The following is a 17,713-nucleotide window of genomic DNA, read 5'->3' as shown; positions in this document are numbered from 1 at the left end:
GCTTTCAGGCAGCGTCCGTGAAGATGGCACAGGATCAGGCTGCGACGGCAGCCTCCGGCGGCGTCTTTGCCCCGGTCATGAATGCCACCGCATCCGACATGGTGTAGTCCTTCGGATCGATGACGGTGAGCCTCCGCCCCAGCCTGTGAATATGGATACGATCGGCGACCTCGAAAACATGCGGCATGTTGTGGGAAATCAGCACGATCGGCAGGCCGCGCTTCTTCACGTCGAGGATCAGTTCCAGCACGCGCCGCGATTCCTTGACGCCGAGCGCTGCCGTCGGTTCGTCCATGATCACCACCCGTGAGCCGAAGGCAGCGGCGCGCGCCACCGCAACACCCTGACGCTGGCCGCCGGACAGGGTTTCAACCGCCTGCCCGATATTCTGGATGGTCATCAGCCCGAGTTCGGAAAGCATGTCGCGGGCGCGCTTTTCCATGGCAGGCCGGTCCAGCATGCGCAGCCAGCGGCCAAGCGGCCCCTGTCGCCTGATCTCGCGGCCAAGGAACATGTTGTCGGCGATCGACAGCGCCGGCGACAACGCAAGGTTCTGGTAGACGGTCTCGATGCCGGCCTCGCGCGCCTCCATCGGCGAGCGGAAGGAAACCGGCTTTCCCTCCAGCCTGATCTCGCCCTCGTCGGGCGTCATAGCGCCGGAAAGCGCCTTGATCAGCGATGATTTTCCCGCGCCATTGTCCCCGATCACCGCCAGTATCTCGCCCGGATAGAGATCGAAATCGGCTGAATCGAGGGCTGTGACGCGGCCATAGCGCTTGACCAGACCGCGTGCGGTGAGAATGGGTTCGCGCTGCATCAGCCTGCCACCTTCCTGATCCACTGGTCGACCGTTACGGCACCGATGATGAGCACGCCGATGAGCAGATAGGTCCATTGCGGATCGGTGCCGATGAGCCGCAGTGCCAGCGAGAACACGCCGACGATCAGCGCCCCGAACAGCATGCCCAGAATGGAGCCGCGACCGCCGAACAGGGAGATGCCGCCGATCACCACGGCCGTGATCGATTCGATATTGGCGAACTGCCCTGAAGTGGGCGATACCGATCCGAGACGTCCAATCAGCGCCCAGCCGGCAAGCGCGCAGATCAGCCCGGCAAGCGTGTAGACCGAAAGCAGCATTCGGTTGACATTGACGCCCGAAAGCTTGGCGGCCTCGGGGTCATCGCCCACCGCATAGACATGCCGCCCCCATGCGGTGTGGTTGAGCACGTACCAGAGCACCAGCACCAGAACCACCATGGCAATCACGCCATAGGTGAAGACGGCATTGCCGATGCGGATATTGTTGCCGAACCATTGCAGCAGCGGCGCATTGGCCTCGATATCCTGAGCTCGGATCGTCTCGTTCGCGGAATAGAGGAAGTTGGCGGCCAGAATGATCTGCCAGGTGCCGAGCGTGACGATGAACGGCGGCAGCCTCAGCCGCGCCACCAGCCAGCCATTGAGGAAGCCGCAGGCGGCGCCGACGGCGAAGCCGCAAAGGATCGCAACAGGCGCGGGCAGCCCGTAGCGGAACGTGAACTGCCCCATGACCACCGACGACAGCACCATGATGGCGCCGACGGAAAGATCGATGCCTGCCGTCAGGATCACCAGCGTCTGGGCCGCCCCGATGATGCCGACGATCGCCACCTGCTGCAGAATGAGTGTCAGGGAAAACGGCGAGAAGAAGCGCCCGCCGATCACCAGCGCGAACACGACAAGCGAAGCAATCAGGACGATCAGGGGCACCGCCGCCGGACTGGAATGCAGGAAGTGCTGCAATTTCTCGACAGGGGTGCGGTCGTATCCTTCAAAGCGCGCCACCGAACTGTAGCTGCCTTCCAGAGCCTTTTCGAACTCCTGCGCTCGCCCTTCGCCTGAAGCAGCTTCGTTCATAAGTGCCCTCCTCCCATCGAGCGCTTGCTCCCGGAGGATGCGCAGGAAATCCCGCGCATCCGCAGAATAGTGTGCTCAAGCCTGCGCCGGGATCAACCCCAGCAAAGCTCAAGGCCCTTCTGGACATCGATCGAATCGACGCCTTCGGCAGGCTTTGCGGTGACAAGCGCCACGCCGGTGTCGACAAAATCCTTGCCTTCGGTGGCCTGCGGCTTCTCGCCCGTGTCAGCGAATTTCTTGATGGCCTCGATGCCCAGAGAAGCCATCAGCAGAGGATATTGCTGCGAGGTTGCACCGATCACCCCTGCCTCGACGTTCTTCACACCCGGGCAGCCGCCATCGATGGACACGATCAGCACGTTCTTTTCCATGCCCACCGCCTTCAGCGCCTCATAGGCACCGGCAGCCGCAGGCTCGTTGATGGTGTGGACGACATTGATGGAAGGGTCCTTCTGGAGAAGGTTTTCCATGGCCTTGCGGCCGCCCTCTTCGTTGCCGTTGGTCACATCGTGGCCGACGATGCGCGGATCGTCCTCGTCACCGATGCGGTTGATGTCCTTGGTGTCGATGCCAAAGCCCTTCATGAATCCCTGATCGCGCAGAACGTCGACGGTCGGCTGCGATGGCGTCAGGTTGAGGAAGGCGATCTTTGCATCCTTCGCCTTGTCGCCGAGCGTGGCTGCGGCCCATTTGCCGACCAGTTCGCCCGCGAGCAGATTGTCGGTGGCAAAGGTCGCGTCGGCGGCATCCGCAGGTTCGAGCGGCGTATCCAGCGCGATGACGAGGATGCCGGCATCGCGGGCCTGCTTCACGGACGGAACGATGCCGGCCGTGTCGGATGCGGTAATCAGAATGCCTTTGGCGCCATCGGCGATGCAGCTTTCAATGGCCGCCACCTGGCTTTCGCTGTCGCCATCGATCTTGCCGGCATAGGTCTTCAGGTTGACGCCCAGTTCTTTGGCCTTGGCAACGGCGCCTTCCTTCATTTTCACGAAGAAGGGGTTGGTGTCTGTCTTGGTGATCAGGCATGCGCCCACTTCCTGTGCAGAAGCCGGAGCGGCAAGCGCTGCCGCACCAAGCGCGGTCGCGCAGAACAGGGCGGCCTTCAACGCGGAGATTTTCATTGCATCCTCCCAGATGATGACGGCTCCGGACCAGTTCCGGGGCCAAGATACGAGGGCTCGCACTGCCTTCCCGGCCGCGCCCTGAGACAAAAACAAACACAGGTTCCGGCACCCTGTCAATAATTAAATCACTCTTATTTATTATTGACAGCATTGCGCCGATCCAACATTCTTGCCAAAGGACAGGGGAACTTTCGGGAGACTGGCTACGGTGGAAACCGGCACTGTGAAACATGGTCCGCCCGAAGCGGCGGAAAGCCGTTTCCACCGCGGCACCAACCAGAGCGGGATGCGCGATCACAATGAGCGGCTCGTGCTGTCGCTCGTGCGCCTGCATGGCAGCCTGTCGAAATCCGACATCGCAAGGATGACCGGCCTGTCGGCGCAGACCGTATCGGTCATCATGCGCGAACTGGAGCGCGACGGGCTGCTCCTGAAGCAGGCCCCTCAGCGCGGCAAGATCGGCCAGCCCTCCGTGCCGATGTCGCTCAACCCAGACGGCGCCTTCTTCATCGGGCTCAAGATCGGCCGCCGCAGCTCGGATCTCGTGCTTATCGATTTTCTGGGAACGGTGCGCGCCTCGTCGCAACTTTCCTACCGCTATCCGGTTCCGCGCGAAACGGTGGAGTTCGTGCTGTCGGGCATGAAGGAGCTGCGGGCAACCCTGAGCGCAGGCCAGCAGAAGCGCATTGCCGGCCTTGGCATAGCAATGCCCTTCGAGCTGTGGAGCTGGGCCGACACCGCCGGTGCGCCGCGCGAGATCATGGACGAATGGCGCCACCGCGACATGCGCTCCGAAATCCAGCTTCTGTGCGATTTTCCCGTCTATCTCCAGAATGACGCCACCTCTGCCTGCGGCGCCGAACTGGTGTTCGGCCAGACCGGCGCTTTGCGCGATTTCGTCTATTTCTACATCGGTGCCTTCGCCGGCGGCGGCATCGTGCTCGACGGCAGGCTCTACAGCGGGCCGACGGGAAATGCCGGCGCCCTTGGCTCGATGCTTATTCCCGGCAACGGCAACAAGCCGACACAGCTGATCGACATCGCCTCGATCGCGGTTCTGGAAAAGCGCCTGAACGCAAATGGCGTGGATGCGCCGCATCTCTGGACGACCCCGGAAGAATGGGGCGACCTCGGCCCGACCGTGCATCAGTGGATCCTCGACGCGGCAAACGCGCTGGCCTATTCGATCGCCTCATCGACTGCCATCATCGACTTTGAGGCCGCGGTCATAGATGGCTGGATGCCGGCTTCCGTCCGGGCCCGGCTGGTCGATGCCGTTCGCGATGCCATGTCGGGCATCGATGCCGAAGGCGTTTCCGTCCCCCGCATTCAGGAAGGCACGGTCGGCGTTCATGCCCGCGCCCTCGGCGCTGCCAGCCTGCCGCTCTCCGAACGTTTTCTGATCGGCCCGACCCTTCCCGCCAGAACGGCGTAGGCGGCAGTCAATTTCATTCCTCCAGATTGAGCTACGGAGCGAACGCCTGATGATACTTTGCTGCGGCGAGGCCCTGATAGACATGCTGCCGCGCAGTTCCACGCTCGGCGAGCAGGCTTTCGCCCCCTATGCCGGTGGGGCGGTGTTCAACACCGCCATCGCGCTCGGGCGGCTTGGTGCACGCACCGGCTTCTTTTCCGGCATCTCACATGACATGTTTGGCACGCTTCTGCGGCAGGAACTGGAAGCCAGCAAAGTCGATTGCCGCTACCTCCACATTTCACCGCGTCCGACCACTCTTGCCTTCGTCCAGCTCAACTGGGGGCAGGCCAGCTACACATTCTATGACGAGAACACGGCCGGCCGCATGCTGACAGAAGCCGACCTGCCCGCGCTCGACAACGAGGTCGAAGCGATGCTGTTCGGTGCGATCAGCCTCATCTCCGAGCCTGCCGGCAGCGCCTATGAAGCGCTCATGCGCCGCGAGCACGGCAAGCGCGTGATGATGCTCGATCCAAACATCAGGCCGGGGTTCATTCCAGATCGCGAGAAGCATCTCGCCCGCATCGAAGCGATGATGTCGATGGCCGACATCGTGAAGCTCTCGGACGAGGATCTCGCATGGTTCGGGCAGCCCGGCACCACGGAGGATTTCGTTGAAGCCTGGCTGACGCGCGGCCCCGCCCTCATCGTCATTACCCATGGCGCCAGGGGCGCGACCGGATATTCGCGCGCTGGCTCGGTCACCATCCTGCCGCCACCTGTCGATGTCGTGGACACGGTGGGCGCGGGCGACACCTTCAACGGAGGCTTGCTCGCCTGCCTGTCGGAGCACGGAATGCTGTCCCGGTCCGCGCTGTCGGGCCTGTCCATCAGCGGTCTGCGCTCTGCGCTGGAATTTGCCACGTCGGCCGCGGCCGTGACCGTTTCGCGTGCCGGCGCCAATCCGCCGTGGCGCCATGAAATGAACTGACTTCACACTCATCAAATCTCCGTCGCACCTGCGCATCGAAATGTGATCTGGCCGCACCGAAGGTTGGCGCCTGCGCCTTTCCCCTGCCGGACAGGTCTGGTACTTGGCCGGCATCTGAAGCGCATTTGCATTGGAGCAGTCATGCAGTTCATCGATCTCAACGCGCAACGCGAACGCATCCGCGACCGGCTCAAAGCCGCCATCGACCGCGTCGTTGACGATGGCCGTTACATTCTGGGACCGGAAGTCACGGAGCTTGAAGAGAAGCTTGCCGCATATGTCGGCACCAGGCATGTCGTGGCCTGCGCCAACGGCACCGACGCCCTGCTGCTGCCGCTCCACGCCTCCGGCATCGGCATCGGAGACGCCGTCTTCGTGCCGAGCTTCACGTTCGCCGCCACGGCAGAGGTCGTGGCTCTGACCAAGGCCGAGCCCATATTCGTGGACGTCGATCCCAAAACCTACAACATCGACCTCGCCAGCCTCGAAGCCGCAATCGACATGGTAAAGGCGGAAGGCCGCCTGCAGCCGAAGGCCATCATTCCGGTCGACCTGTTCGGTCTTGCCGCCGACTACGATGCCCTCATGCAGATCGCAGCGCGCGAGAACCTTCTGGTGATCGAGGATGCAGCCCAGTCCATCGGCGGTTCCGCCGACGGCAAGATGTGCGGCGCCTTCGGCCATGTCGCAGGCACCAGTTTCTATCCGGCCAAGCCGCTGGGCTGCTACGGTGACGGCGGCGCCATGTTCACCGATGACGGCGATCTTGCTGAAAGGCTGCGTTCCTTTGCCTTCCACGGCAAGGGCGAAACCCAGTACGACAACATCGTCGTCGGCATCAACTCCCGCCTCGACACCATTCAGGCCGCGATCCTGATCGAAAAGCTCGCCATTCTCGAAGACGAAATGGAAGCCCGCCACCGGGTGGCCGCCCGCTATGCCGCGGGGCTCGGCGACATCGTCAAGGCCGCCAACAATCCCGAAAACGGGCGCTCGGCCTGGGCCCAATACGCCATCGAAACGCCGAAGCGCGACGGTCTGAAAGCACATCTGCAGGAGAAGGGCATTCCTTCGGTCATCTATTACGTGAAGCCTCTCCACACGCAGCTTGCCTACCGCAATTTCCCACGCACGCCCACCGGCCTTGCCGTATCGGAAGAGTTGCCGCAGCGCATCCTGTGCCTGCCGATGCATCCCTATCTGTCGGAAGACGATCAGGATCGCATCATCGAGACGATCCGCAACTACATAGGCTCGAATTCGGTCGCAGCCGGAGAATAAGCCAGAAACCGGGGGCCGGCGTGAAGTTATGCCGGCTCCACCCCACGAGCGATGAAGAACGGATTGGCGAAATCGACATCATCGGCAATGTTACGCTTGCCATATGAAAGCGGCGCGCCATCCACGGTTCTGGTCATGCCGCCGGCCGCCCGCAACACGGCATCGCCTGCCGCCGTATCCCATTCCATGGTACGGCTGAAACGCGGATAAACATCCGCCTCGCCCGCCGCAAGCAGGCAGAACTTGAGCGACGAACCGACCGAAACGATTTCGGCTGCGCCCAGACCGATAATGTATTCATCCGTTTGCAGCGTGTTGTGCGAGCGGCTTGCCACGACCGTCTGCGTCATCGACGGCTCGCGGACGCTGACGCGCTGGCGCGCCACAACAGTGTAATCATCTCCTACCCACAGCGTCTCGGCCAGACCCGGTCGCCCGGAAAAAAAACGGCCGCTGCATGGTGCGAAAACGACACCAACCTCCGGCGCACCATTGCGGATCAGGGCAATGTTTACGGTGAAATCTGACCGGCGGGCTACGAATTCCTTGGTTCCGTCAAGCGGATCGACGAGGAAGAACGCCTCGCCAAGTTCACCGGGGCGAACGCCGGCAGACGCCTCTTCCTCTGCTACACAGACGATGTCCGGAAAGGCATCGCGCAGACCTTCAAGTATGATGCACTCGCTTGCCCGGTCCGCCTCGGTCACGGGAGAGGTGTCGGCCTTGGCCTCCACCGAGCAGCCCGCCTCGAAGATCCGCATGATCTCGCGCCCGGCATCAAGCGCGAGAGTTTCAAACAAGGCAAGGACTTGCGTATCGTCAGATACCGCCGCCGCTTTCGTAATGCTGCTGGGCAATGTCACGCTCTGTCAACCACCGTTCCACCGCCTCTACCATCTCTTCCGGCGTCCGGCCGAGCGTCTGAAGGCGTAACTCGGGGTTCTCCGGCGATTCGTAAGGCGAGTCTACTCCCGTAAAGTTGTCGATCTCGCCTTTCAACGCCTTAGCATACAACCCTTTGGGGTCCCGACGCACACATTCCTCGAAAGGTGTGTCAACGAATACCTCGATGAACTCGCCTTCCGTCATCAGTTCGCGCGCCAGAAGGCGTTCAGACCGGAACGGAGAAATGAAGGAAACGATGACGATCAATCCGGCATCCGCCATCAGCCTGGCGACCTCCGCGACCCGGCGGATGTTCTCCGCGCGATCGGCTTCGGTGAAGCCGAGGTCCCGGTTCAGTCCGTGGCGAACATTGTCACCGTCGAGGATGTAGGTGTGGCGCCCCGCCGCGTGCAGCTTCTTTTCCAGAAGGTTGGCGATGGTCGACTTGCCCGAACCGGACAAGCCCGTAAACCACAGCACGGCGGGACGCTGATGCTTGAGGGTGGCACGCGCATCGCGGCCGACATCCAGCGACTGCCAGTGGATATTGTCCGCCCGCCTGATCGCCTGGCGGATCATACCGGCACCAACCGTCGCATTCGTGATGCGGTCGATGAGGATGAACGCGCCTGTTGTCCGGTTCTCGGCAAACGCATCGAAGGCCACCGGCGACTGCAGCGTGATGGTGACGTCACCAACCTCGTTCAGTTCCAGTTCGCGCGCCTCTTCCTCGGAAAAGTCGTTTATGTTCAGCCGGTGGCTTATCTTGTCCACCGTGGCGCTCGCCTGATCGGTGGCCGTGCGCAGAACATAGCCAGCGCCCGGTCTCAGCACCTTCTCATCGAACCAGACGACCGAGGCCGAAAACCGGTCGGCAACCTGCGGACGTGCCGAAGGTGCGACAAGCACGTTGCCGCGCGAAACCTCGACCTCCTCATCCAGCACCAGCGTCACCGCCTGCCCTGCGACCGCACGATCAAGGTCGCCACCTTGCGCAACGATCCGCCGGACCTTTGCCTGCCTTCCGGATTTGGCAACCACCACCGCATCGCCCGGCGAAACCGAGCCGGAGGCTATGGTTCCGGCAAAGCCGCGAAAATCGAGATTTGGGCGGTTTACATACTGGACCGGCAGGCGAAACGGCCGCTCCACCGCCTCGTCATCGACCGGAACGGTCTCCAGATGCTCCACAAGGGTGGGGCCGCTATACCAGTCCAGCTGCTCCGATCGCTGGCTGACATTGTCGCCATAGCGCGCGGAAATGGGAATCGCTTCCATGGTGCGGAATCCAAGCGTTCCCGCGAACGCGCGATAGTCGGCGACGATGCGATCGAATACGCCCTGGTCGAAGCCGACCAGATCGATCTTGTTGATAGCCACCACGATATGGCGGATCCCAAGCAGCGAGGCGATGACGGTGTGGCGCCGCGTCTGGCGAAGCACGCCCTGCCTTGCATCGACCAGCACGATGGCCAGATCGCAGGTGGAAGCGCCGGTCGCCATGTTGCGCGTGTACTGCTCGTGGCCGGGCGTGTCCGCCACGATGAACTTGCGTTTCGGCGTCGCGAAGAAGCGGTAGGCGACATCGATTGTGATGCCCTGCTCGCGTTCCGCTTCCAGACCGTCGACGAGCAGGGCGAAGTCCATCTCGTCGCCCGTCGTGCCGTGCCGGCGCGAATCCTGCTCCAGCGTGGCGAGTTGGTCCTCGAATATCTGCTTCGTGTCCGACAGCAGCCGGCCGATCAGCGTGGACTTGCCGTCATCGACCGAGCCGCAGGTCAGGAAGCGCAGCAGGGATTTCTTTTCCTGCGATGCGAGATAGGCGCGCACGCCCTCGACCGCGTCGAGATTTTCCGGCGTTACGTGCTGCATTTCAGAAATATCCCTCACGCTTCTTCTTTTCCATGGATCCGGCCTCGTCCCGGTCGATCAGCCTCCCCTGCCGTTCGGAGGTGCGCGCCGTCAGCATTTCTCCGACGATGGCCTCAAGCGTATCGGCGCCGGAATCGATCGCACCGGTCAGCGGGTAGCAGCCGAGGGTGCGAAAGCGTACAAGCCGCTCCTGCACCCTTTCGCCCGGAAGCAGTTCCATACGCTCGTCATCCCGAAGTATGAGCATGCCGCCACGATCCACGACCGGTCGGCGTTTGGCGAAATAGAGCGGGACGATGGGGATGTTTTCCTGCAGGATGTACTGCCAGATATCGAGTTCGGTCCAGTTGGACAGCGGAAACACCCTGATGGATTCGCCGGGCGAAATGCGGGTGTTGTAGATATTCCACATTTCCGGCCGCTGGCTTTTGGGATCCCAGGCATGGCTGGCATTGCGGAAGGAGAAGATGCGCTCCTTGGCGCGTGATTTCTCCTCGTCGCGGCGCGCTCCGCCAAAAGCGGCATCGAAGCCATATTTATCCAGCGCCTGCCGCAGGGCCACGGTCTTCATGATATGGGTGTGGGTGTTCGAGCCGTGTCGGAACGGATTTATACCGTCGCGCACGCCATCCTCATTGACATGCACGATCAGGTCGAAGCCAAGGCGCGTGGCCATTTCGTCGCGAAACGCAATCATTTCGCGGAACTTCCATGTCGTGTCGACATGCAGGAACGGAAAAGGCGGCTTGGCCGGGTAGAAGGCCTTGAAGGCCAGATGCATGAGGACGGCTGAATCCTTGCCGACAGAGTACAGCATCACCGGTCTGGAAAAACTGGCGGCAACCTCTCTGAAAATATGGATGGATTCCGCCTCCAGCCGCTGGAGATGGGTGAGCACCGGGGCCATGGCAGCCTGCTTTCCTTTCAACCGATCCAGAGCGGCTGCCAGATGCCGCCGGGTTCGGCCTGCCGTGCAGGTCGGTGCTTTGGTCGGTAAATCTGCGTCCGCAAACGGTTTTTAGCCGCAGCGGGACGCGCAACCAACGCAAGGTCAACTCACCAAAGCCATCGGAGGCGATAATTTTTCCACGCGTGCGACGATAACGGGTACAATTGTGCGACATGCCCTGTCGGCACGTCCACGCCATCAAACGGGCATCATTTTGTTGCCCTGTAACCTCTTCAGCTGTAGGTCCTTTTCCGTGACCGACGCGATGTGCAGCGTGTCTGCACAATCATCGCCAGCCGCGCCGGAATATCGTCATCAGGGAGCCGGAGGTTTTGACCATTCCTGAAAATCCCAAGACAGACCGAAATCGCATGGCAGCAGTCCTTGCCCGGCTTCCGCAGAACGGCATATATCGCAACAACTACATCTCGGCCTTCCTGATGGGGGCTTTGCCGGCTGTCGGCGGCAGCGTGATATCGGTGCTGCTCTATACTTTCTTCGTGTGGGCGATCATTTCCCTCTGTCTTGGCCGGTTCAGCTTCCGGATGACGCGTTCGGATCGCGTGCTGGCGTGGACTTTCACGATTTTCGTCGTGGTGATCATTTTCACCGCACTTATCGGCGAAGAGCCATCCAGGGCACCGCTATCGTTTGTATGGTTGCTGGCATTCCTCTCGCCATGGGCGATCATTCCCCGACTGCGCGCAAGCCCTTCCGTTGATTATCTCCAGCCCTATATTACGGGTGCCGCGACCGGCGCGATCGCCGCATGTGTGGTTGGTCTGGTACAATTGTCCCTCCTCGACCTGCGTCCCGAGGCCGCCGCCGGTAACCCTGCAGTTTTCGGCATGATGTCGCTCATGCTCATGGGACTGGGCGGACTCAAAATTGGATCACCATCGCGGATTGCAATGCTGTTTGGAGCCGTTGCCATAGGGGCAGGCTTCGGGGCCGTGTTTCTCTCGCTCACGCGCGGAGTTCTCATCGCGTGCATCCCGGTTCTGATATTGCTGGTTGCATTCGCTCCACAGAGCGTGCGCTCCATTGCACGCCACCCTGCCACCTTACTTGCTTTGGTCGCAGCTGCCGTCACCCTGTATCTGGTGCAGGACATGGTCGATCTTCGCTGGCAACAAACCGCCCTCGAAATCAACCTCGTGCTTCAGGACAAGTATACCAGCAGCGTGGGAGAGAGGCTCCGGCTCTGGCAAGCAGCCCAGGAGGCTGTCAGTCAATCGCCCATCTGGGGATATGGCATTCAAAACCGCATGGCAGCACTTACGCCCACCCTGATAATGGACGGCAATCTGGTTCATGGCTTCACGCATGCGCATAACGGCTTTATGAGCTTCGCGCTGGATGGCGGCGTGCTGGCTCTCAGCGCCGTCATCGCCGTGCTGCTGGTGCCCGTCTACATTGCGTGGAATGCGCCGCGTGATGCCACCTACCGGCTTCGCCTGTTTGCCGCGCTGATCGTCACATCATCCTATGCGCTGTGCGGGATGACGCAGATCATGTTCAAGCACGACATCATGGATTCATTCTTCGTCTTCTTCTCGATGCTGATTGCCGCATCCATTCCGGACAGGTCCGAAAAAGCGACAGCCTCTTCGTAAGTCAGACACCGGCGCAAAACAAAACGCCCGGCGTCGCGCTGACGCCGGGCGTTTTGTCCTGAGAATGTTTTTCCGAAGCTTAAAGCGTGTCGCGATCTTTCAGATTCGCTCCTTTACGCTTTAAGTTGTTGTTTTGACGCATGTCGTTATCCCGAAACCGGTTCCCACATTCGGGCGACACGCTTTAGCGGAAGCGGGCCAGAATGGACCAGACTGCCGGCACGAGGCTGGCAGCCAGCGCGACCTTGATGAGATCTCCGACAACGAACGGCACCACACCGAACTGCCAGGCCTTGTCGGCACCGACCAGCAGAGCAAGCCACGCAAAGCCCATCGCCATCATCACCACTTCAGCGGCCATGAAGGCCCCGAACAGCTTGAAGGGGTTGCGGTCGAAGCCGCGATCAGCGGCCCAGCCGGCGATTGCGGCCATGGCAACGAAACCGGCAAGGTAGCCACCCGTAGTTCCAAGCATATAGGCGATGCCGACGCCCTTTTCCGGCGAGCTCTGGAAAACGGGCAGCCCGATGGCGCCCTGCGCCATGTAGAGCACGAGAGTGGCAACCGCCAGACGCATGCCGAAGGCGGATGCGATGAGCAGCACCGCCAGCGTCTGGAGCGAAATATCAACCGGGCCGAGGAATACCTTGGTCTTGGCCGAAACCGTCAGCAGCAGCGTGCCGCCGATGGCAAGAAAAACCTGAGCCGCAAGGCGGGCAGCGCCTTTCTCGGGCAGAGCCAGTGAAACAAGCGGACGCATCGTCGTTGCAATTGCCATGATCTTCCTCATTCCATTTGGTCGGGGCCGCTTGGTCAGGGCCGGTTGGTCGGGTCTTTCCTTACACGGGCAGGCACCGCGCAGCATATTTCCCCTATATTGGCTTCCATGCTAAGCGGCAAATGGTTTCGCGAAACAGCACAGCGGATGGCAAGGTTTCATGGCACTTGAATTCGATACCGGTTTCGAGCCGGCGCATGGCTCGGCTGTCAGCGCGGCTCCCGGCATTTTGCGCGTCACCGCCCCAAACGCCTCGCCATTCACCTTCCACGGAACCAACAGCTATATCATCGGCCATGACACGCTGGCCGTCATAGATCCGGGCCCCGAAGACGAGCGCCACCTCAGAACCCTGCTCGACACGATCGCCGGACGGCCGGTCAGCCATATCTTCGTCAGCCATACGCATCGTGACCACTCGCCCCTCGCCGCCCGCCTGAAGGCGGAAACCGGCGCCATCATCGTCGCAGAAGGCCCGCACCAGGCTGCGCGGGAACTGGCGATCGGCGAGATCAACGCGCTGGATGAAAGCAACGACACCGGATTCCTGCCCGATAAGATCCTGCCGGACGGAGGGACCGTCGATGGAGACGGCTGGTCGATCAGCGGGCTTCATACACCCGGCCATGCGGCGAATCACATGGCTTTCGCACTGGAGGGAACGGGCATCCTGTTCAGCGCCGACCATGTCATGGCCTGGTCCACCAGCATCGTCGCACCGCCGGACGGGGCCATGGCCGACTACATGGCCTCACTGGAAAAGCTGCTTGAGCGCGACGACCGTTTCTTTCTGCCCGGCCATGGCGGGCCGGTGACACAGCCGCAGGCCTTCATGCGTGGGCTGAAGGCGCACCGCAAAATGCGCGAGCGCGCCGTTCTCGACCGTCTGGAAAAGGGCGACCGCACCATCGCGGACATGGTGAAGACCATTTATCGCGACACCGATCCGCGCCTGCACGGCGCAGCAGGACTGTCGATTCTCGCACATCTGGAAGATCTCGTCGGTCGCGGTCTGGCGATAACGGAAGGCGCACCTTCCATCACCGGCATTTACGAGCCCGTTCGCTGAGGCTTCTTACTGCCCCTGTTCAATACCTGTCTGGCCTGTCACTTCCTGATCGAGTTCCTTCAGGAAGCGGACGATGCGATCGGCATTGTCACCGAGGTCATGGCGTCCGTAACGGGATGCCGAACGCATGTCGATGACACTGATTTCCTCATTGCCCGCAACGCGGATAGCCACATCGACCGGTAACTCCAGAGCGAAGCTGGAGGCAGCGGCGGTAATCAGCAATTCCCGCGCTTCCGCGTTTTCGAGCACGGGCATGGTGGAATTTTTCCATCCCTGCCTTCGCAACACGTTCTGGACCATGACAACGGCCTCGGAAAAAGGCAGATCGTAGCGGCGGCCATTAACCAGCGGATAGGCCTGCGCCTGCAGGCGCCATTCACCCGGCGTAGCCGCGAAGATGCGCCCGTCGGCAAGAGCAGGTGCCGTTTCAAGGTCTGTTGAAATGTCGCTCAGCGGCGGGAACGTCAGCGCCCACCAGGATGCAACCGCATAGGGCGCCAGAACCACCAGCGCAATCAGTGCCCCTGCCGTGAGGTCGCGTCCTCCCTGATCACCGAAATTCCAGAGCCGGGCAAATGCCCAGCCTGCAAACAGCAAGGCGAATGCTGCCAGCAACGCCACCAGCGCCAGAACCCACAGATAGGCAGGCGTTTCGACAAGACCAAAGTGATGACCGGTCCATACTGTAATCAGCAGGACCGCCGAGAATGCCGCTGTACGGCGTGACCAGCCCGCTGCCATCGTCGTCTGTCGTTCAGGAAACGCCGTCATCGCCCGCCATCCGGATCACGCAATGGCATGGCTTAGAACATTCCGCGCCAAAGTTGAATGCACCGCCTGAAACCGGCCGCATGTTCACGCAACACGCAGCCGGGCGGCGCAAACATCTGCGCCTCAGCCAGCTTTCCGGATGGCGGATTGTGCTGCCGCCAGCCTTGCGATCGGCACGCGGAACGGAGAGCACGACACGTAATCGAGCCCCACTTCCTCGCAGAAACCGATGGAGGCCGGGTCGCCGCCATGCTCGCCACAGATGCCGAGCTTGATGCCGGGCCGTGTGGCCCTGCCCTTCTCGGCTCCCAGACGCACCAGCTCGCCCACGCCCTCGATATCCAGCGACACGAACGGGTCCTGCTCGATGATCCCCTTCTGGCGATAGACTTCGAGGAAGCTCGCCGCATCGTCGCGGGAAATGCCGAATGTCGTCTGGGTGAGGTCGTTCGTACCGAAGGAGAAGAACTCGGCGGTTTCGGCAATGTAATTGGCGCGGATCGCAGCTCGCGGCAGTTCGATCATGGTGCCGGTGAGGTACTCGATGGCGACGCCGGTTTCCTCCATCACGCTCTTTGCCACCGAATCGATACGCGCCTTGACGTAGTCGAGCTCCTTCTTGAGCCCGACCAGCGGCACCATGATCTCCGGGACCACCAGCTTGCCGGCCTTGCGCCCCGCCTCCACGGCCGCTTCGAAAATGGCGCGGGCCTGCATTTCGGCGATCTCGGGATAGGTTACGGCAAGGCGGCAACCGCGATGGCCCAGCATCGGGTTGAACTCGTGCAGGGACTCGGTGCGCTGGCGCAGCTTGTCCGGGGAGACGCCCATGCCCTTCGCCACCTCGTCAATTTCCTCGTCCGTCTTCGGCAGGAATTCGTGCAGCGGCGGGTCGAGCAGACGGATCGTCACAGGCAGGCCAGCCATGATCTCGAACAGTTCGAGAAAATCCGAGCGTTGCATGGGCAGAAGCTTGGCCAGCGCCGTACGCCGATCCCTCTCCGTGTCGGCAAGAATCATCTCGCGCACGGAGGTGATACGATCGCCATCGAAGAACATGTGCTCGGTGCGGCACAAGCCAATGCCCTCGGCGCCGAAGGAGCGCGCCATGCGCGCATCTGCCGGGGTCTCCGCATTGGTGCGCACCTTCATGCGGCGTGCGGCATCCGCCCATTCCATGATGGCAGCGAAATCACCGGACAGTTCGGGCTGGAGCATCGGCACTGCTCCCTTCAGAACCTGGCCCGAGCCGCCGTCGATCGTGATGATGTCACCCTTGCGGAAGGTCTGGCCAAGCGCCGTCAGCGTACCGCTCTTGTGATCGACCCGCAGCGAACCGACACCGGAAACGCAGGGCTTGCCCATGCCGCGCGCCACCACCGCCGCATGGCTGGTCATGCCGCCCCGCGTGGTCAGAATGCCTTGCGCGGCATGCATGCCGTGAATGTCCTCCGGGCTCGTCTCCACACGAACGAGGATGACCTTGCGGCCGACCGACTTCATTTCCTCCGCCTCATCGGAATTGAAGACGATCTCGCCTGTGGCAGCACCGGGCGACGCAGGCAGGCCGACACCGATGACGTCACGTGCGGCCTTCGGATCGATGGTGGGGTGCAGGAGCTGGTCGAGCGAGGCCGGATCGATGCGGCAGACCGCCTCATGCTTGGTGATCAGGCCCTCACCGGCCATCTCGACTGCGATCTTGAGCGCAGCCTTCGCCGTGCGCTTTCCCGAGCGGGTCTGCAGCATCCACAGCTTGCCGCGCTCGATGGTGAATTCGAGATCCTGCATGTCGCGGTAGTGGTTTTCAAGCCGCTGCGATATCTCGACGAAATGGCGGAACGCATCCGGCATCAGCTTTTCCATCGAAGGCCGGTCGGAACCGGCAGCAATGCGCGCTGCTTCCGTGATGTTCTGCGGCGTGCGGATACCCGCCACAACATCCTCGCCCTGTGCATTGACGAGGAATTCGCCGTAAAGCGTGTTCTCGCCGGTGGAAGGGTTGCGGGTGAAGGCGACGCCCGTGGCCGAGCTGTCTCCCATATTGCCGAACACCATCGCCTGCACGTTGACGGCGGTGCCCCAGCTTTCGGGAATGTCGTGGAGACGACGATAAGTGATGGCCCGCTGGTTCATCCAGCTTGAGAACACCGCACCGATCGCCCCCCAGAGCTGCTCGCGCGGATCCTGCGGGAAAGGCTTTTCCAGCTCTTCCTCAACCCTGCTCTTATAGAGCGCAATGACGTCCTGCCATTCCGCAGCGCTCAGATCAGTGTCGAGATCATGGCCGAGGCTGGCCTTGGCGTCTTCCAGAATTTCCTCGAACACTTCGTGATCGAGCCCGAGCACGACGTTGGAGTACATCTGGATGAACCGGCGGTAGCTGTCATAGGCGAAACGCGCATCGCCCGAATCGGAAGCCAGCGCCTCCACCGTCTCGTCGTTCAGGCCCAGATTGAGCACCGTATCCATCATGCCGGGCATGGAAGCGCGGGCACCGGAGCGCACGGAAACCAGCAGCAGTTTTTTGGGGTCGCCGAAGCGGCGGCCCGTCACCTTGCCGATATGATCGAGGGCTGCATCGAGCTGCGCCTCAAACTCATCCGGATAGCGCCGGCCATTGGCATAATACCAATTGCACATCTCGGTGGTGATGGTGAAGCCGGGCGGCACAGGCAGGCCGAGACTGCACATCTCGGCAAGGTTCGCACCCTTGCCACCCAGAAGGTTCTTGTCGCCGGCTCGCCCTTCGGCAGCCCCGTCACCGAAGGTGTACACCCACTTGCTCATGCCCGCTCCCGGCTTGCTGTGGTCGAAATGCCCCGGCCGGGGCTGGATGCGGGCAGCGATAAGGTGCCGAAAAGCGAAAGGCAAGCACGCGCTTGGGATAGCGGCCATCTATATCGATTAAAGACACTCGACCTTCTTCCACGATCCCTGTGCGATGCAGAGCAGAAGAGAACACAGCTATCGGCGAAAATGCCTCCGGAATCCAAACGGCCTCTTGCCTGAACGGCTGAACAGGATTAGAACATATCAGGAACAAGGAGCTAGC

At 61.6% G+C, this 17,713-nt stretch carries 14 protein-coding genes; 5 read left to right on the top strand and 9 right to left on the bottom strand.

Annotation, left to right across the window (positions count from 1 at the left end; genetic code table 11):
- Positions 1 to 34: 34 nt before the first annotated feature.
- The 3 genes from HNR59_RS08050 to HNR59_RS08040 form a co-directional block, all read right to left on the bottom strand.
- Positions 35 to 817 carry an ATP-binding cassette domain-containing protein gene (locus HNR59_RS08050; RefSeq protein ID WP_183828369.1) on the bottom strand — a complete coding sequence of 261 codons (783 nt, stop codon included), beginning with the start codon at positions 815 to 817 and terminating at the stop codon, positions 35 to 37.
- Entirely contained in the window at positions 817 to 1,899 is a 1,083-nt protein-coding gene (locus HNR59_RS08045) for an ABC transporter permease (protein WP_183828366.1), read from the bottom strand. The genes HNR59_RS08050 and HNR59_RS08045 overlap by 1 nt, the downstream gene beginning before the upstream one ends.
- 92 nt (positions 1,900 to 1,991) lie before the next feature.
- Positions 1,992 to 3,023, bottom strand: a complete 1,032-nt coding sequence (locus HNR59_RS08040) for a sugar ABC transporter substrate-binding protein (protein ID WP_183828363.1) — start codon at positions 3,021 to 3,023, stop codon at positions 1,992 to 1,994.
- Between the two features lie 211 nt (positions 3,024 to 3,234).
- Between HNR59_RS08040 and HNR59_RS08035 the strand changes: the two genes are divergently transcribed.
- The 3 genes from HNR59_RS08035 (at position 3,235) to HNR59_RS08025 (ending at position 6,715) form a co-directional block, all read left to right on the top strand.
- The gene (locus HNR59_RS08035) at positions 3,235 to 4,461 is read left to right on the top strand and encodes an ROK family protein (RefSeq protein WP_183828360.1); all 1,227 of its coding nucleotides are present in this window, start codon (positions 3,235 to 3,237) and stop codon (positions 4,459 to 4,461) included.
- 49 nt (positions 4,462 to 4,510) lie between these two features.
- Positions 4,511 to 5,434, top strand: a complete 924-nt coding sequence (locus HNR59_RS08030; RefSeq protein WP_183828357.1) for a carbohydrate kinase family protein — start codon at positions 4,511 to 4,513, stop codon at positions 5,432 to 5,434.
- A gap of 141 nt (positions 5,435 to 5,575) precedes the next feature.
- Positions 5,576 to 6,715, top strand: coding sequence for a DegT/DnrJ/EryC1/StrS family aminotransferase (locus tag HNR59_RS08025; RefSeq protein ID WP_183828354.1), 1,140 nt, complete (start codon positions 5,576 to 5,578; stop codon positions 6,713 to 6,715).
- A 26-nt stretch (positions 6,716 to 6,741) separates the two neighbouring features.
- On the opposite strand, the gene cysQ is transcribed toward HNR59_RS08025, so the two are convergent.
- The 3 genes from cysQ to cysD are packed head-to-tail and all read right to left on the bottom strand — an operon-like array spanning position 6,742 to position 10,409.
- On the bottom strand, positions 6,742 to 7,572 hold the full coding sequence (cysQ, locus tag HNR59_RS08020; protein WP_183828351.1) for a 3'(2'),5'-bisphosphate nucleotidase CysQ: 831 nt from the start codon (positions 7,570 to 7,572) through the stop codon (positions 6,742 to 6,744).
- Positions 7,535 to 9,472 (bottom strand): sulfate adenylyltransferase subunit CysN, encoded by a 1,938-nt coding sequence (cysN, locus tag HNR59_RS08015; protein WP_183828348.1) that lies wholly within the window; start codon positions 9,470 to 9,472, stop codon positions 7,535 to 7,537. Before cysN ends, cysQ begins: the two co-directional genes overlap by 38 nt.
- Position 9,473: 1 nt before the next feature.
- Entirely contained in the window at positions 9,474 to 10,409 is a 936-nt protein-coding gene (gene cysD, locus HNR59_RS08010) for a sulfate adenylyltransferase subunit CysD (protein ID WP_425488659.1), read from the bottom strand.
- Positions 10,410 to 10,753: 344 nt separating this feature from the next.
- On the opposite strand from cysD, the gene HNR59_RS08005 reads away from it, so the two are divergent.
- Complete coding sequence (locus tag HNR59_RS08005; RefSeq protein ID WP_183828342.1) at positions 10,754 to 12,037, top strand: O-antigen ligase family protein; 1,284 nt, start codon at positions 10,754 to 10,756, stop codon at positions 12,035 to 12,037.
- Positions 12,038 to 12,221: 184 nt separating this feature from the next.
- On the opposite strand, the gene HNR59_RS08000 is transcribed toward HNR59_RS08005, so the two are convergent.
- On the bottom strand, positions 12,222 to 12,815 hold the full coding sequence (locus HNR59_RS08000) for a biotin transporter BioY (protein WP_183828339.1): 594 nt from the start codon (positions 12,813 to 12,815) through the stop codon (positions 12,222 to 12,224).
- A 160-nt stretch (positions 12,816 to 12,975) separates the two neighbouring features.
- On the opposite strand from HNR59_RS08000, the gene HNR59_RS07995 reads away from it, so the two are divergent.
- A complete protein-coding gene (locus HNR59_RS07995; RefSeq protein WP_183828336.1) occupies positions 12,976 to 13,884 on the top strand; it encodes an MBL fold metallo-hydrolase in 909 nt (302 codons plus the stop codon).
- Positions 13,885 to 13,890: 6 nt separating this feature from the next.
- Here HNR59_RS07995 and HNR59_RS07990 read toward each other — a convergent pair whose 3' ends face one another.
- Positions 13,891 to 14,658, bottom strand: a complete 768-nt coding sequence (locus tag HNR59_RS07990) for a DUF1499 domain-containing protein (protein ID WP_183828333.1) — start codon at positions 14,656 to 14,658, stop codon at positions 13,891 to 13,893.
- A 123-nt stretch (positions 14,659 to 14,781) separates the two neighbouring features.
- Positions 14,782 to 17,448 carry a pyruvate, phosphate dikinase gene (gene ppdK / locus HNR59_RS07985; protein WP_183828330.1) on the bottom strand — a complete coding sequence of 889 codons (2,667 nt, stop codon included), beginning with the start codon at positions 17,446 to 17,448 and terminating at the stop codon, positions 14,782 to 14,784.
- Positions 17,449 to 17,713: the final 265 nt, after the last annotated feature.

This window comes from Aquamicrobium lusatiense (genome assembly GCF_014201615.1).
In the GTDB taxonomy this organism is placed as follows: Bacteria; Pseudomonadota; Alphaproteobacteria; order Rhizobiales; family Rhizobiaceae; genus Mesorhizobium; species Mesorhizobium lusatiense.
Note: the sequence above shows the minus strand (reverse complement) of the source record. Positions and strands in the feature narration are given on the sequence as shown.

Coding starts and splice junctions, on each gene's coding strand:
- HNR59_RS08045 (WP_183828366.1), bottom strand. CDS start 1,899: ATGAACGAAGCTGCTTCAGGCGAAGGGCGAGCGCAGGAGTTCGAAAAG.
- HNR59_RS08050 (WP_183828369.1), bottom strand. CDS start 817: ATGCAGCGCGAACCCATTCTCACCGCACGCGGTCTGGTCAAGCGCTAT.
- HNR59_RS07990 (WP_183828333.1), bottom strand. CDS start 14,658: ATGACGGCGTTTCCTGAACGACAGACGACGATGGCAGCGGGCTGGTCA.
- HNR59_RS08030 (WP_183828357.1), top strand. CDS start 4,511: ATGATACTTTGCTGCGGCGAGGCCCTGATAGACATGCTGCCGCGCAGT.
- HNR59_RS07995 (WP_183828336.1), top strand. CDS start 12,976: ATGGCACTTGAATTCGATACCGGTTTCGAGCCGGCGCATGGCTCGGCT.
- HNR59_RS08000 (WP_183828339.1), bottom strand. CDS start 12,815: ATGGCAATTGCAACGACGATGCGTCCGCTTGTTTCACTGGCTCTGCCC.
- cysN (WP_183828348.1), bottom strand. CDS start 9,472: ATGCAGCACGTAACGCCGGAAAATCTCGACGCGGTCGAGGGCGTGCGC.
- HNR59_RS08025 (WP_183828354.1), top strand. CDS start 5,576: ATGCAGTTCATCGATCTCAACGCGCAACGCGAACGCATCCGCGACCGG.
- ppdK (WP_183828330.1), bottom strand. CDS start 17,448: ATGAGCAAGTGGGTGTACACCTTCGGTGACGGGGCTGCCGAAGGGCGA.
- HNR59_RS08040 (WP_183828363.1), bottom strand. CDS start 3,023: ATGAAAATCTCCGCGTTGAAGGCCGCCCTGTTCTGCGCGACCGCGCTT.